We start from the raw sequence: 15,867 nt of genomic DNA on the forward strand, positions 1-15,867 counted from the left end.
CCGGTGCCACCCGCTCCTGTCTCGGCAAGCCCGTTCGCTCGGGTTTTCCCGGTCAGGAGGTCGGGGACGGGGGCGCGCCCGTGGGACGGTGCGCTAGATGGTCCCCCCTCACACGACCATTTCGCAGGCCATGGTCCCCGGTGCCCGACGGGACCCATGGCGCGAAACTTGAAAGGCGAGCAGCACATGGCTCAGACGCAGGCGTCCTCCAAACGTATCCGTCGGTATTACGGCAAGCTGGAGGAAGTCCTCCAGATGCCGAACCTCATCGAGGTCCAGAAGTCGTCCTACGACCTCTTCCTCAAGTCCGGTGACGGGGAGGATCCGCTCGACGGCGAAGGCCTCATGGGGACGTTTCAGTCGGTCTTTCCGATCAAGGACTTCAACGAGACGGCGGTTCTCGAATTCGTGAAGTACGAGCTCGAGGCACCGAAATACGACGTCGAGGAATGCCAGACGCGCGACATGACCTATTCGGCGCCGCTGAAGGTCACGCTGCGCCTGATCGTGTTCGATGCCGACGAGGATACTGGCGCGAAGTCCGTCAAGGACATCAAGGAGCAGGACGTCTTCATGGGCGACATGCCCCTGATGACGAAGAACGGCACCTTCATCGTGAACGGCACCGAACGGGTCATCGTCTCCCAGATGCACCGCTCGCCGGGCGTGTTCTTCGACCACGACAAGGGCAAGACGCATTCCTCGGGCAAGCTGCTCTTCGCCTGCCGGATCATCCCCTATCGCGGCTCCTGGCTCGACTTCGAGTTCGACGCCAAGGACCTCGTCTTCTGCCGCATCGACCGGCGCCGGAAGCTGCCGGTGACGACCCTGCTCTATGCCCTCGGCATGGATCAGGAAGGCATCATGAACGCCTATTACGACACGGTGGAGTACAAGCACCGTCGTGGCGAGGGCTGGGCCACCAAGTTCTTCCCCGAGCGCTACAACGGTCAGCGTCCGGCGATGGACGTGATCAACGCGGCCACGGGCGAGGTCGTGCTCGAGGCCGGCAAGAAGGTCACGCCGCGTCAAGTCAAGAAGCTCCGCGAGGAGGGCGACGTCGACGAGATCCTCGTGCCCTTCGACGCGATCGTCGGCAAGTTCGCGGCGCGTGACATCATCGACGAGTCGAACGGCGCCATCTTCGCCGAGGCCGGCGACGAGCTCACCTGGGAGATCGGCAAGGACGGCGAGGTGTCGGGCGGCACCCTGAAAGAGCTGCTGGACGCGGGCGTGGACGACATCCCGGTCCTCGACATCGACAACGTCACCGTCGGTCCGTACATCCGCAACACGATGGCCGCCGACAAGAATGTCGGTCGCGACGGGGCGCTGATGGACATCTACCGCGTGATGCGTCCGGGCGAGCCGCCCACCGTCGACGCGGCGCAGGCGCTGTTCGACCAGCTCTTCCGCGACGGCGAGCGCTACGACCTTTCGGCCGTGGGCCGGGTGAAGATGAACATGCGCCTCGACCTCGACGCCGAGGACACGGTCCGCACCCTGCGCGACGAGGACATCCTCGCCTGCGTCAAGGCGCTGGTGGAGCTGCGCGACGGGCGCGGCGAGATCGACGACATCGACCATCTCGGCAACCGCCGGGTGCGTTCGGTCGGCGAGCTGATGGAGAACCAGTACCGCGTCGGCCTCCTGCGCATGGAGCGCGCCATCAAGGAGCGCATGTCCTCGGTCGAGATCGACACGGTGATGCCGCAGGACCTCATCAACGCGAAGCCGGCGGCCGCTGCGGTGCGCGAGTTCTTCGGCTCCTCGCAGCTGTCGCAGTTCATGGACCAGACCAATCCGCTTTCCGAGGTGACGCACAAGCGGCGCCTGTCGGCGCTCGGGCCGGGCGGCCTGACGCGGGAGCGGGCGGGCTTCGAGGTCCGCGACGTGCATCCGACCCATTACGGCCGGATGTGCCCGATCGAGACGCCGGAAGGCCCGAACATCGGCCTGATCAACTCGCTCGCCACCTTCGCGCGGGTGAACAAGTACGGCTTCATCGAGACGCCCTACCGGGTCGTGAAGGACGGACAGGTCACCGACGAGGTGCACTACATGTCCGCGACCGAGGAGATGCGGCACACGGTGGCGCAGGCCAACGCGCAGCTCACGCATGACGGCAAGTTCGAGAACGAGCTCGTCTCCACCCGCCAGTCGGGCGACTACATGCTGCAGAGCCGCGACAACGTCGACCTGATCGACGTGTCGCCGAAGCAGCTCGTCTCGGTCGCCGCGGCGCTGATCCCGTTCCTCGAGAACGACGACGCGAACCGCGCGCTGATGGGCTCCAACATGCAGCGCCAGGCCGTGCCGCTCCTGCGCGCCGACGCGCCCTTCGTGGGCACCGGCATGGAGGGCGTCGTGGCCCGCGATTCCGGCGCCGCCATCATGGCGCGGCGCGGCGGCGTGATCGACCAGGTCGACGCCGAGCGGATCGTCGTGCGCGCCACCGAGGATCTCGCCCTCGGCGATGCCGGCGTGGACATCTACCGTCTGCGCAAGTTCCAGCGGTCGAACCAGAACACCTGCATCAACCAGCGTCCGCTGGTGAAGGTGGGCGACGCGGTCACCAAGAACGAGGTCATCGCGGACGGCCCGTCCACCGACATGGGGGAGCTGGCGCTCGGCAAGAACGTCATCGTCGCCTTCATGCCGTGGAACGGCTACAACTACGAGGACTCGATCCTGATCTCCGAGCGCGTCTCGCGCGACGACGTCTTCACCTCGATCCATATCGAGGAGTTCGAGGTCGCGGCCCGCGACACCAAGCTCGGGCCGGAGGAGATCACCCGCGACATCCCGAACGTCGGCGAGGAGGCGCTGCGCAACCTCGACGAGGCGGGCATCGTCTATATCGGCGCCGACGTGGAGCCGGGCGACATCCTCGTGGGCAAGATCACCCCCAAGGGCGAGAGCCCGATGACGCCGGAGGAGAAGCTGCTCCGCGCGATCTTCGGGGAGAAGGCCTCCGACGTGCGCGACACCTCGCTGCGGGTGAAGCCGGGCGATTACGGCACCGTGGTCGAGGTCCGCGTCTTCAACCGCCACGGCGTGGAGAAGGACGAGCGGGCGCTGCAGATCGAGCGCGAGCTGGTCGAGCGCCTGGCGCGCGACCGCGACGACGAGCGCGAGATCCTCGACCGCAACATCTATGCCCGTCTCAAGGGCATGATCGAGGGCAAGAATGCGGTGAAGGGTCCGAAGGGCTTCAGGCCGAACACGATCGTCGACGACGCGGCGCTCGAGCCCCTGAGCCGTGGCCAATGGTGGCAGATCGCGCTGGAGGACGAGGAATCGGCCAAGCAGGTCGAGGCCCTGAACGAGCAGTACGAGATCCAGAAGCGCACCCTCGAGGCGCGGTTCGAGGACAAGGTGGAGAAGGTGCGCCGCGGCGACGACCTGCCGCCGGGCGTGATGAAGATGGTCAAGGTCTTCATCGCGGTAAAGCGCAAGCTTCAGCCCGGCGACAAGATGGCCGGCCGTCACGGCAACAAGGGCGTCATCTCCAAGGTCGTGCCGATGGAGGACATGCCGTTCCTCGCGGACGGCACGCCGGTCGACTTCGTGCTGAACCCGCTGGGCGTGCCGTCGCGGATGAACGTGGGCCAGATCCTCGAGACCCATATGGGTTGGGCCGCGCGCGGTCTGGGGCTCAAGATCGACGAGGCGCTGGACGATTACCGGCGCTCCGGCGACCTGACCCCGGTGCGCGACGCGATGAAGATCGCCTATGGCGAGGAGGCCTACGAGGAGGCGATGGCGTCGATGGACGACGATCAGCTGGTCGAGGTGGCGGGCAACGTCATCCACGGCGTGCCGATCGCCACGCCGGTCTTCGACGGCGCCAAGGAAGGGGACGTCAACGACGCCCTGACCCGCGCGGGCTTCGACACGTCGGGCCAGTCCGACCTGTTCGACGGACGCACCGGCGAGAAGTTCTCGCGCCAGGTGACCGTCGGCGTGAAGTACCTGCTGAAGCTGCACCACCTCGTGGACGACAAGATCCACGCGCGCTCGACCGGGCCCTACAGCCTCGTCACGCAGCAGCCCCTGGGCGGCAAGGCGCAGTTCGGCGGCCAGCGCTTCGGCGAGATGGAGGTCTGGGCGCTCGAGGCCTACGGCGCGGCCTACACCCTGCAGGAGATGCTGACGGTGAAATCCGACGACGTGGCCGGCCGGACCAAGGTCTACGAATCGATCGTCAAGGGCGAGGACAACTTCGAGGCGGGCGTTCCCGAGAGCTTCAACGTGCTCGTCAAGGAAGTCCGCGGCCTCGGCCTGAACATGGAGCTTCTGGACTCGGAGGAAGAGCAGGGGTGATCCCGGCCCAAGGGGCGCGCGTTCACCGCGCGCCCGTCCTTCCCCGACGCACCCTTTTCGCAAAGGTATCCTCATGAACCAGGAACTGACCAACAACCCGTTCAATCCCGTCGCGCCGCAGAAGGTGTTCGACGAGATCAAGGTCTCGCTGGCCTCCCCCGAGCGGATCCTCTCGTGGTCCTACGGCGAGATCAAGAAGCCCGAGACGATCAACTACCGCACGTTCAAGCCCGAGCGTGACGGCCTGTTCTGCGCGCGCATCTTCGGTCCGATCAAGGATTACGAATGCCTGTGCGGCAAGTACAAGCGCATGAAGTATCGCGGCGTCGTCTGCGAGAAGTGCGGCGTCGAGGTGACGCTGCAGAAGGTCCGGCGCGAGCGCATGGGCCATATCGAGCTGGCCTCGCCGGTCGCGCATATCTGGTTCCTGAAGTCGCTGCCCTCGCGCATCGGCCTCATGCTGGACATGACGCTCCGCGACCTCGAGCGGATCCTCTACTTCGAGAACTACGTGGTCATCGAGCCGGGCCTCACCGACCTCACCTACGGTCAGCTGATGACCGAGGAGGAGTTCATGGACGCGCAGGACGCCTACGGCGCCGACGCGTTCCAGGCCAATATCGGGGCCGAGGCGATCCGCGAGATGCTGGCCGCCATCGACCTCGAGCAGGAGGCCGCGACGCTGCGCGAGGACCTCAAGGAGGCCACGGGCGAGCTCAAGCCGAAGAAGATCATCAAGCGGCTGAAGATCGTCGAGAGCTTCATCGAATCCGGCAACCGCCCGGAATGGATGATCCTCACCGTCGTCCCGGTCATCCCGCCGGAACTGCGCCCGCTCGTCCCGCTGGACGGCGGCCGGTTCGCGACGTCGGACCTGAACGATCTCTATCGCCGGGTCATCAACCGCAACAACCGCCTCAAGCGGCTCATCGAGCTGCGCGCGCCCGACATCATCGTGCGCAACGAGAAGCGGATGCTGCAGGAATCCGTGGACGCGCTGTTCGACAACGGCCGTCGCGGCCGCGTCATCACCGGCGCCAACAAGCGGCCGCTGAAGTCGCTCTCCGACATGCTCAAGGGCAAGCAGGGCCGGTTCCGTCAGAACCTGCTCGGCAAGCGCGTGGACTTCTCGGGCCGTTCGGTCATCGTGACGGGCCCGGAGCTCAAGCTGCATCAATGCGGCCTGCCGAAGAAGATGGCGCTCGAGCTGTTCAAGCCGTTCATCTATTCGCGGCTCGAGGCCAAGGGCCTGTCGTCGACCGTGAAGCAGGCCAAGAAGCTCGTGGAAAAGGAGCGTCCCGAGGTCTGGGACATCCTCGACGAGGTGATCCGGGAGCATCCGGTCCTGCTGAACCGCGCACCGACGCTGCACCGTCTGGGCATCCAGGCCTTCGAGCCGGTCCTCATCGAGGGCAAGGCGATCCAGCTGCACCCGCTCGTCTGCTCGGCCTTCAACGCCGACTTCGACGGCGACCAGATGGCCGTCCACGTGCCGCTCTCGCTCGAGGCGCAGCTGGAAGCGCGCGTCCTGATGATGTCCACGAACAACGTGCTGTCGCCCGCCAACGGCGCGCCGATCATCGTGCCGTCGCAGGACATGGTGCTGGGCCTGTATTACGTCTCGATGGAGCGTTCGGGCATGAAGGGCGAGGGGATGATCTTCTCCTCGGTGGACGAGGTGACCCACGCGCTCGAGGCGGGTGAGGTGCATCTGCACGCCCGGATCAAGGCCCGCGTCACCCAGATCGACGAGATGGGCGAGGAGGTCGGCAAGCTCTACGAGACCACGCCGGGCCGCGTCCGGCTGGGCTCCATGCTGCCGCTCAACGCCAAGGCGCCGTTCGACCTGGTCAACCGCCTGCTTCGCAAGAAGGAGGTGCAGCAGGTCATCGACACCGTCTACCGCTATTGCGGCCAGAAGGAGTCGGTCATCTTCTGCGACCAGATCATGACGCTGGGCTTCCGCGAGGCCTTCAAGGCCGGCATCTCGTTCGGCAAGGACGACATGGTCGTCCCCGACGCCAAGTGGGAGACCGTCGAGGCCACCCGGAACCAGGTCAAGGATTTCGAGCAGCAATACATGGACGGCCTGATCACCCAGGGCGAGAAGTACAACAAGGTCGTGGACGCCTGGTCGAAGTGCAACGACAAGGTGACTGAGGCCATGATGTCCACCATCTCGGTCGCGGGCAACGACGAGAACGGCGCGGAGAACGAGCCGAACTCGGTCTACATGATGGCCCATTCCGGCGCGCGCGGCTCGGTCACGCAGATGAAGCAGCTGGGCGGGATGCGCGGCCTGATGGCGAAGCCGAACGGCGACATCATCGAGACGCCGATCATCTCGAACTTCAAGGAAGGCCTGACCGTGCTGGAGTACTTCAACTCCACCCACGGCGCGCGGAAGGGTCTGTCGGACACGGCGCTCAAGACCGCGAACTCGGGCTACCTCACGCGGCGTCTCGTGGACGTGGCGCAGGACTGCATCGTCCGTAGCGACGATTGCGGGACCGAAAAGGCGATCACCGCCTCGGCCGCCGTGAATGACGGCGAGGTGGTGGCCACGCTGGCCGAGCGCGTGCTGGGCCGGGTCGCGGCCGACGACGTGATCGCGCCGGGCACCGGCGAGGTGATCGTCAAGGCCGGCGAACTGATCGACGAGCGGCGCGCCGACGTGATCGACGTCGCCAGCGTCGTCTCCATGCGCATCCGGTCGCCGCTGACCTGCGAGGCGGAGGAGGGCGTCTGCGCCGCCTGCTACGGGCGCGACCTCGCCCGCGGCACCAAGGTGAACCTCGGCGAGGCCGTGGGCATCATCGCCGCGCAATCCATCGGCGAGCCGGGCACGCAGCTGACGATGCGGACCTTCCACATCGGCGGCGTCGCGCAGGGTGGCCAGCAATCGTTCATGGAAGCCTCGGCCGCCGGCACGGTCGCGCTGCGCAACCAGAACACGCTGACCAACGATGCCGGTCAGACGATCGTGATGGGGCGCAACATGACCCTCGTCATCATCGACGAGAACGGGGAGGAGCGGGCCAGCCACAAGCTCGGCTACGGCACGACCCTCCATGTCGAGGATGGCGCGACGGTGGCGCGGGGCGACAAGCTCTTCGAGTGGGATCCCTACACCCTCCCGATCATCGCGGAAGCGGACGGCAAGGCGCGCTTCGTCGATCTTTATGCGGGCATCTCGGTGCGCGACGAGACCGACGACGCGACGGGCATGACCCAGAAGATCGTGACCGACTGGCGGTCCGCGCCCAAGGGCAGCGACCTCAAGCCCGAGGTCCTGGTCGTCGGCGGGGACGGGGAGCCGGTGCGCAACGAGGCGGGCAACCCGGTCACCTATCCGATGTCGGTGGACGCGATCCTGTCGATCGAGGACGGCCAGATGCTGAAGGCGGGCGACGTGGTCGCGCGCATTCCGCGCGAGGGCGCCAAGACCAAGGACATCACGGGCGGCCTGCCGCGCGTGGCGGAACTGTTCGAGGCGCGCCGGCCCAAGGACCACGCGATCATCGCGGAGGCCGACGGTTACGTGAAGTTCGGCAAGGACTACAAGAACAAGCGCCGGATCACGGTCGTGCCGACCGACGAGAGCATGGAGCCGCTGGACTACATGATCCCGAAGGGCAAGCACATCCCCGTCGCGGAGGGCGACTTCGTCCAGAAGGGCGACTACATCATGGACGGCAACCCCGCGCCGCATGACATCCTTCGCATCCTGGGGATCGAGGCGCTGGCCGACTACCTCATCGACGAGGTGCAGGACGTCTACCGGCTGCAGGGCGTGAAGATCAACGACAAGCATATCGAGGTCATCGTCCGGCAGATGCTGCAGAAGTTCGAGGTGCTCGACTCGGGCGACACCACGCTTCTGAAAGGGGAGCATATCGACAAGGCGGAGCTCGACGAGGCGAACGCGAAGGCCGAGAAGCGGGGCGACCGCCGCGCGCAGGCCGAGCCGATCCTCCTCGGGATCACCAAGGCGTCGCTGCAGACCCGCAGCTTCATCTCGGCCGCCTCCTTCCAGGAGACGACGCGGGTGCTCACCGAAGCTTCGGTGCAGGGCAAGCGCGACAAGCTCGTGGGCCTGAAGGAGAACGTCATCGTCGGCCGGCTGATCCCTGCGGGCACCGGCGGCGCGACCCAGAAGATGCGGGCTATCGCCACGCAGCGCGACAGCGTCGTCATCGAGGAGGCGCGGATCGAGGCCGAGAAGGCTGCCGCGCTCGCCGCACCGACCCCGACGGCGCGGCCGTCGGCGGAGGACGCGTTCCGCACGCCCGAGGAACAGCCGGGGGAGTGATCCCCGGCCGCGGCCCTCGCAAAAACCGAAAGGCCCCCGGCGGAGCGAACCGCCGGGGGCCTTTTTTCGTTCGGGCCCGCGATCCCGGTGCGGTCAGGAGCGGGGGCGGAGGACGTCGCGCAGGAGAACGGCGGAGACCGACAACAGAAGCCCCAGCGAGCCGCCGAGGGAATAGACGGCGAGCCCCCAGAGGAGCGACCAGCCGCCGGCGATCGCGATGGCGGCGCAGAGCAGCCCGGTAACGACTGCGAGGATCAGGTGAGCGAGCATCATGCCGTCACTCTGGCGCGCGCTCCCTTTCCAGACCGTTAATCCGACCGGCGCCACCGGCCGAAGCCGCCCGGTTTTTGTCCGTTGTCCGTCCCGGGCGCCCGTGTCAGCTACCGGCGCATGGCCCTGCGCAACCAGATCGTCGGCGTGATCCGCTTCTCCTTCCCCGCGACGGGGGGCTTCGCGGCGAGCCGACTCGGGGCAGGGGCGCTGGAGGCGATGCTCTATGATCCCGCGCGGCTCGACCGGCGGTTCGCCTGGTTCGAGGGGATCACGCTGCCGTCGCTCGCCGCGCAGACCGACGACGCGTTCCGGTGCGTGATCCTCGCGGGCGAGACGCTGCCGGCCGCCTCGCGGGACCGGCTCCGGTCGCTCTGCGCCGATCACGCGTTCCTCGACCTTTGCCTCCATCCCGCCGGCGGGCCGCTTTCCTCCGCCAAGCGCGCATTCCGGCAGGCCGTGGACGGCGACAGCACGCATGTGACCGGCTTCCGCCTCGACGACGACGATGCGGTCGCCCGGGACTACGTGGCGCGGACGCGCGCGCGGAGCGACGCCCTCCTCGCGGGGGGCTTCGCGACGGGGCCGACCGCGCTTGCCTTCACGCATGGGCTGAGCTGGAACCTTCGCGCCCCGGACCGGCCGTTCCACGCCCTGCGCGAAACCTGCGCGCCCAGCGTCGCCTGCGCGATGATCACGGACGCGGCGATCGCGACCTGCGTCTATCGCTACAACCACCGCCGCATCGCGAGCTTCGTGCCGACCTTTCTCGAGCCCGGCGACGCCCCGATGTTCGTCCGGACGCTTCACGATCTTAACGACAGCGGGCGCACGGTCCCGCCGCATGCGGAGGCGCTGGAGACGCCGGACGGGCTTTCGGTGCTGGCCGAACGGTTCGGCCTCGACCCCGCCCGGACGACCTCCCTGATGGCGCCGGATCCCGACGGGGCCGGTCGGTGACGCGCCCCGCGATGACGGACAACCTGCGCGGGTCGATGCTGATGATGGGCTCCATGGCCGCGTTCAGCTTCAACGACGCCACGATCAAGTTCCTGGCCCTCGGCCTGCCGACCTTCCAGATCGTGTTCCTGCGCGGGATCGGGGCCATGCTCCTGATCGCATTCCTCGCCCACGTGACCGGCGCGCTGCGCCGCCCGATCCCTCGGGCGGACATGCCCTTGGTGATCGGTCGGTCGATAGCCGAGGTCGTGTCGTTCTACCCCTTCGTGCTCGCGCTCACGCATATGCCGCTCGCCAACGTGACGGCGATCCTGCAGGTCCTGCCGCTGACGATCACCGCGGCGAGCGCGATCTTCTTCGGGGAGCGCGTCGGATGGCGCCGCTGGATGGCGATCGCGGTCGGCTTCGTCGGCGTCCTCCTGGTCGTGCGGCCGGGCGGCGCGGATTTCGACGGCTGGTCGCTTGTCGCGCTTTCCGCGATGCTGACCATCACGGCGCGCGACCTCATCACCCGACGGCTGTCGCCGGACGTGCCCTCGCTCAAGGTCGCGATCTTCACCGCCACGGGCGTGATGCTGCTCGGCCTCGCGCTCACGCTGTTCGAGGATTGGGGCCCCGTCGATGCGCGCCGCGGCGGCCTCGTTCTGGCCGCGGCGACCTTCATCTTCTTCGGCTACCTGTTCTCGATCATGGCGATGCGGGTGGGTGAGGTCGCCGCCGTCACGCCGTTCCGCTACACGGCCCTCGTCTGGGGGCTGATGCTGGGCTGGGCGGTGTTCGACGAATGGCCGAAGCCGCTTACCCTGATCGGCGCGACCCTGATCGCCGGCACGGGGCTCTACACCCTCTGGCGCGAGGGCGGGACCGCGCCGGCCCCGCGCCCCGCCGGGCCGCCCGCCATTCCGGACCGCCCGAGTGGGTCTCCCGGCACGGGGACGGCCCGGCCCACGGATGTGCCACAGCCATAACACAGCCATAACACGCCCGTAACACGGCGGGGCGGGGCCGGGCGGGGCGCGTTGACACCCTGACGCGATTCGCCTATGTGCGGCCTCAATTCGGTCCGGGCGCGCGCGTCCGATCCGGACAAGCCAGAACCATCGCACAAGATCCGGGATACTGCTTCCCGCATCCTCTGTCACCAAACCGCATCGTCCAGGTCGGAATTCCGGGCGAATGCGGCCTTAGGTCTTTGGCGCGTCCGAACCGGACAAGTGTTTGAACTGATTACGGGGAACCCCTGATGCCCACCATCCAGCAGCTGATCCGCAAGCCGCGGCAGCCCAAGGTCAAGCGGTCCAAGTCCCAGCACCTCGAGAGCTGCCCGCAGAAGCGCGGCGTCTGCACGCGCGTCTACACCACCACGCCGAAGAAGCCGAACTCGGCCATGCGGAAGGTCGCCAAGGTGCGCCTGACGAACGGCTACGAGGTGATCTCCTACATCCCGGGCGAAAGCCACAATCTGCAGGAACACTCCGTGGTCCTGATCCGCGGCGGCCGCGTGAAGGACCTTCCGGGCGTCCGCTACCACATCCTTCGCGGCGTGCTCGACACGCAGGGCGTCAAGGACCGCCGCCAGCGCCGCTCCAAGTACGGTGCGAAGCGTCCCAAGTAAGCATTTCGTCATCCCCGCCGGCGCGGGGATCTCCATCCACGAGGTCCTGGGGCGCCGCCCGAGGATGACCGAAACGAAGAGAGTATAGCAGATGTCCCGCCGTCACGCCGCAGAGAAGCGCGAAGTCCTCCCCGACGCCAAGTTCGGGGACAAGGTTCTGACCAAGTTCATGAACAACCTGATGATCGACGGCAAGAAGTCGGTCGCCGAAAAGATCGTCTACAGCGCGATGGATCGCGTCGAGGGCAAGCTGAAGCGCTCGCCCATCGAGGTCTTCACCGAGGCGCTCGACAACGTGAAGCCGTCCGTCGAGGTCCGCTCCCGCCGGGTCGGCGGCGCCACGTATCAGGTGCCCGTCGAGGTCCGCCCCGAGCGCCGCGAGGCGCTGGCCATCCGCTGGCTCATCAACGCCGCACGTGCCCGCAACGAGAACACGATGGAGGCCCGTCTGGCCGGCGAGCTGATCGATGCCGTCCAGTCGCGCGGCTCCGCCGTCAAGAAGCGCGAAGATACCCACAAGATGGCCGACGCCAACAAGGCGTTCAGCCACTACCGCTGGTAAGTCCAGTACCTATCTGAACGACACGCGGCGGGCCGTCCGGGCCCCCGTCACCCGTCCTCTCCTCCCATTCGAGGTAAGCCCCATGGCCCGCGATTATCCCCTCAAGCGCTACCGCAACTTCGGCATCATGGCGCATATCGACGCCGGGAAGACGACCTGCTCCGAGCGCATCCTGTTCTACACCGGCAAGTCCCACAACCTCGGCGAAGTCCATGACGGCGCCGCGACGATGGACTGGATGGAGCAGGAGCAGGAGCGGGGGATCACCATCACCTCGGCCGCGACCACGACCTTCTGGCAGCGTCAGGAAGAGCCGACGCAGGACGGCACCTCCGACACGAAGTACCGGATGAACATCATCGACACGCCCGGTCACGTGGACTTCACCATCGAGGTCGAGCGTTCGCTGGCCGTGCTCGACGGCGCCGTCTGCGTGCTCGACGCCAATGCCGGCGTGGAGCCGCAGACCGAGACCGTCTGGCGTCAGGCCGACCGCTACAAAGTTCCGCGCATCGTGTTCGTCAACAAGATGGACAAGATCGGCGCCGACTTCTTCAACTGCGTCCGCATGATCGAGGACCGCACCGGCGCCCGCGCCGTGCCCGTCGCCCTGCCCATCGGCGCCGAGAACGAGCTGGAAGGCCTGATCGATCTCGTGACCATGGAAGAGTGGGTCTGGAAGGGCGAGGACCTCGGTGCGTCCTGGATCAAGCAGCCCGTCCGCGAAGAGCTCAAGGCAATGGCCGAAGAATGGCGCGGCAAAATGATCGAGGCCGCCGTCGAAATGGACGACGACGCCATGGAAGCGTATCTGATGGACGCGGCCGAGCCCGAGACCGACGCATTGCGCGGAATGCTGCGCAAGGGTTGCCTGTCGCTGTCCTTCGTGCCTGTGCTGGGCGGCTCCGCCTTCAAGAACAAGGGCGTCCAGCCTTTGCTCAACGCGGTCATCGACTACCTGCCGTCGCCGATGGACGTTGTCGACTACATGGGCTTCCGTCCGGGCGACGAGGAAGAGACGCGCAACATTCCACGCCGCGCGGACGATTCGATGCCCTTCGCCGGCCTCGCGTTCAAGATCATGAACGACCCGTTCGTCGGCTCCCTGACCTTCACCCGCATCTATTCGGGCGTTCTGAACAAGGGCGACACGCTCCTGAACACCACGAAGGGCAAGAAGGAGCGGGTCGGTCGGATGATGATGATGCACTCGAACAACCGTGAGGAAATCACGGAAGCGTTCGCGGGTGACATCATCGCGCTGGCCGGTCTCAAGGACACGACCACGGGCGACACCCTGTCGGACGCGAGCGATCCGGTCGTGCTCGAGACGATGACCTTCCCCGATCCGGTCATCGAGATTGCGGTTGAGCCGAAGACCAAGGCCGACCAGGAAAAGATGTCTCAGGGCCTGGCCCGTCTGGCCGCTGAAGACCCGTCCTTCCGTGTCGAAACCGATATCGAATCCGGTCAGACGATCATGAAGGGCATGGGCGAATTGCACCTCGACATCCTGGTTGATCGCCTCAAGCGCGAGTTCAAGGTCGAGGCCAATATCGGCGCGCCGCAGGTGGCCTACCGCGAGACCATCGGTCACGAGGTCGAGCATACCTACACCCACAAGAAGCAGTCGGGCGGTTCCGGGCAGTTCGCCGAGGTCAAGCTGCTGATCACGCCGACGGAGCCGGGCGAAGGGTTCTCCTTCGAATCCAAGATCGTCGGCGGCGCGGTGCCCAAAGAGTATGTCCCCGGTGTCGAAAAGGGTATCAAATCGGTCATGGACAGCGGCCCGCTCGCGGGCTTCCCGGTGATCGACTTCAAGGTTCAGTTGCTGGACGGGAAGTTCCACGACGTCGACTCGTCGGTCCTCGCCTTCGAGATCGCGGGCCGCATGTGCATGCGCGAAGGCATGCGCAAGGCGGGCGCCAAGCTGCTCGAGCCGGTCATGAAGGTCGAGGTGATCACGCCTGAGGAATATACCGGCGGCATCATCGGCGACCTGACCTCCCGGCGCGGGCAGGTGAACGGGCAGGATACCCGCGGCAACGCGATCGCGATCGACTGCTTCGTGCCTCTGGCGAACATGTTCGGCTATATCAACACGCTGCGCTCCATGTCCTCGGGCCGTGCGCAGTTCACGATGCAGTTCGACCACTACGATCCGGTCCCGCAGAACATCTCGGAAGAGATTCAGAAGAAGTACGCGTAAGCGTCACGCCGCGCGCCGGGCCTCGGTTCGGCGCGCCACGGTTCCCGGGGAAAGCGATGCATCTGTTCGACCAGAAACTGACCTATGTCAGCGTTCCGAAATGCGCCTGTTCGACGTTGAAACACTTCATGTTCGAGGTGCAGAACGGATTCGCATTCCGGAACTTCCGGGTCGGAGCCAAGCGGTACACGGTACACGCTTTGTCTCGTTCGATCCCCTTCGCTAAGTTGGCGCACGACAAGATCGGCGATCATTTCAAGTTCGCCCTTGTTCGCGCGCCCGTGAGTCGCGTGAAGTCCTGCTACGAAAGCAAGGTCCTTGGCGGCGAGATGCGCAAACAGAAAGGTGCGGCGCGGCGTTTGCAGCAGGCGGGGCTGCCTCTTGAGCCGTCCTTCCGCGAGTTCGTTGAACAGTTGGATGGATACCGGAAGTTATCTCCCGTCGTCCGCAACCATTCCATGCCCCTGTCCCGTTTCCTCGGGCGCGATCCGGCATGGTTCGATCGTATATACCGGCTGTCAGAAATCGAGGAGCTTGCGGCGACGGTCCGTGAGCGGTCTGGCTCGGATGCGAAGTTGCGTCACCGGAATCCATCGAAGAGAAAAATCGACCCGGCCGAGCTAACCCCGGAGCTGGTTGCGGAGATCGACGATGCGTTCCGCGAGGATCACGAGCTTTTCAGCCGGTGGTTCGATCCCGTATCCAGCCCGAGCAAGGTAGCGGTTGCAGTCTGAAGCTGGGATTGCGATTCTGGCAATGAACGGGATGCGGGACGTATACCCCGTCGTTGCAATGTCCGGACCGCACGACACAGGTCAGGAATATAGCCGGATACCTTCGAGATGTCGCGCTACGCGAGCCTGATAGTTCGTTTGGCTCTGGCGGGACGCGACCTGATGCATTGCTCCCCGCCTCAGGGCCTTTCGTCGCTGTGCCTCTCTCCGTTGTTGCCGCTAAAGCGGTCTGCGTTCAATCGGGCGCGTATCCCGCGGCGCTGAAGAAGTTCCGGTCCTTCTTGGCCGTTCCGGATCCCGGCCGCTTTCGGGCTCTCGCGGGTGTCCAGGTTGTCTAGGATCGCGACGGTGCCGGGCGACCGGGCCGGGGTGAGCCGGGTCTCGGCATGGATGCGGAACGCAGGCCGGTCCATCACGCCACGATCGCCCGCGGCGCGATCGAAGCTTCGCAGGCGAGCCCGACGATGACGGTCCGCGTCCCGCGGCCGAACGGCGACGCGCCGGACAGCCGTTCGCCGGCAGCGCTCTGGTCTGCCTTCTCAAGAGCGGTCCTCCCTGACGTAGGCTTACGAGCCGGATGGAGCATGGAGGAACGGGACAGAAGAGGCGCAAGCTGGAAGAGATCGTTGCGAAGCTACGGCAGGTGGACGTGCTGGTATCGCAGGGCCGATCAGGAAAGGCCCCGGCGGGCCGTTTCCCCGACGAAACGGAACGTGCCGTCCGAGGCAACCCGAGGCGGGCCGTCCGTGGCTGACCGATGGCTCGTGCATTCGTCTCCGACCGGAATGGCCGAACCACGTCTCCCTCTTGTCTTATGCATTTCCCAGCTCCCGGTTTATTTTGGGAGCGGCCACGCGGATTGCGCATGTTCGCGCGGTG

The 15,867-nt window shown here is 66.1% G+C and carries 9 protein-coding genes; 8 read left to right on the forward strand and 1 reads right to left on the reverse strand.

Annotated features, from left to right (window positions below; translation table 11 throughout):
• The first annotated feature begins 186 nt into the window (after nucleotides 1-186).
• Nucleotides 187-4,326, forward strand: coding sequence for a DNA-directed RNA polymerase subunit beta (gene rpoB, locus Q1B08_RS18310; protein WP_299822041.1), 4,140 nt, complete (start codon nucleotides 187-189; stop codon nucleotides 4,324-4,326).
• A gap of 73 nt (nucleotides 4,327-4,399) precedes the next feature.
• Entirely contained in the window at nucleotides 4,400-8,638 is a 4,239-nt protein-coding gene (gene rpoC / locus Q1B08_RS18315; protein WP_299822043.1) for a DNA-directed RNA polymerase subunit beta', read from the forward strand.
• A 93-nt stretch (nucleotides 8,639-8,731) separates the two neighbouring features.
• Here rpoC and Q1B08_RS18320 read toward each other — a convergent pair whose 3' ends face one another.
• On the reverse strand, nucleotides 8,732-8,911 hold the full coding sequence (locus Q1B08_RS18320) for a hypothetical protein (RefSeq protein WP_299822046.1): 180 nt from the start codon (nucleotides 8,909-8,911) through the stop codon (nucleotides 8,732-8,734).
• A gap of 81 nt (nucleotides 8,912-8,992) precedes the next feature.
• Between Q1B08_RS18320 and Q1B08_RS18325 the strand changes: the two genes are divergently transcribed.
• The 6 genes from Q1B08_RS18325 to Q1B08_RS18350 all read left to right on the forward strand — a co-directional run bounded on the left by Q1B08_RS18325 (nucleotide 8,993) and on the right by Q1B08_RS18350 (nucleotide 14,988).
• Entirely contained in the window at nucleotides 8,993-9,868 is an 876-nt protein-coding gene (locus Q1B08_RS18325) for a glycosyltransferase (protein ID WP_299822048.1), read from the forward strand.
• Nucleotides 9,865-10,836 (forward strand): DMT family transporter, encoded by a 972-nt coding sequence (locus Q1B08_RS18330; RefSeq protein ID WP_299822050.1) that lies wholly within the window; start codon nucleotides 9,865-9,867, stop codon nucleotides 10,834-10,836. The genes Q1B08_RS18325 and Q1B08_RS18330 overlap by 4 nt, the downstream gene beginning before the upstream one ends.
• A gap of 275 nt (nucleotides 10,837-11,111) precedes the next feature.
• The gene (rpsL, locus tag Q1B08_RS18335; RefSeq protein ID WP_071673925.1) at nucleotides 11,112-11,483 is read left to right on the forward strand and encodes a 30S ribosomal protein S12; all 372 of its coding nucleotides are present in this window, start codon (nucleotides 11,112-11,114) and stop codon (nucleotides 11,481-11,483) included.
• A 91-nt stretch (nucleotides 11,484-11,574) separates the two neighbouring features.
• Nucleotides 11,575-12,045 carry a 30S ribosomal protein S7 gene (gene rpsG / locus Q1B08_RS18340; protein ID WP_299655839.1) on the forward strand — a complete coding sequence of 157 codons (471 nt, stop codon included), beginning with the start codon at nucleotides 11,575-11,577 and terminating at the stop codon, nucleotides 12,043-12,045.
• An 82-nt stretch (nucleotides 12,046-12,127) separates the two neighbouring features.
• On the forward strand, nucleotides 12,128-14,254 hold the full coding sequence (gene fusA, locus Q1B08_RS18345) for an elongation factor G (protein ID WP_299822056.1): 2,127 nt from the start codon (nucleotides 12,128-12,130) through the stop codon (nucleotides 14,252-14,254).
• Between the two features lie 56 nt (nucleotides 14,255-14,310).
• Nucleotides 14,311-14,988, forward strand: a complete 678-nt coding sequence (locus Q1B08_RS18350; protein WP_299822058.1) for a sulfotransferase family 2 domain-containing protein — start codon at nucleotides 14,311-14,313, stop codon at nucleotides 14,986-14,988.
• The last annotated feature ends 879 nt before the right edge of the window (nucleotides 14,989-15,867 follow it).

Origin of the sequence: uncultured Jannaschia sp. (genome assembly GCF_947494025.1) — a bacterium.
Lineage (GTDB): Bacteria > Pseudomonadota > Alphaproteobacteria > Rhodobacterales > Rhodobacteraceae > Jannaschia.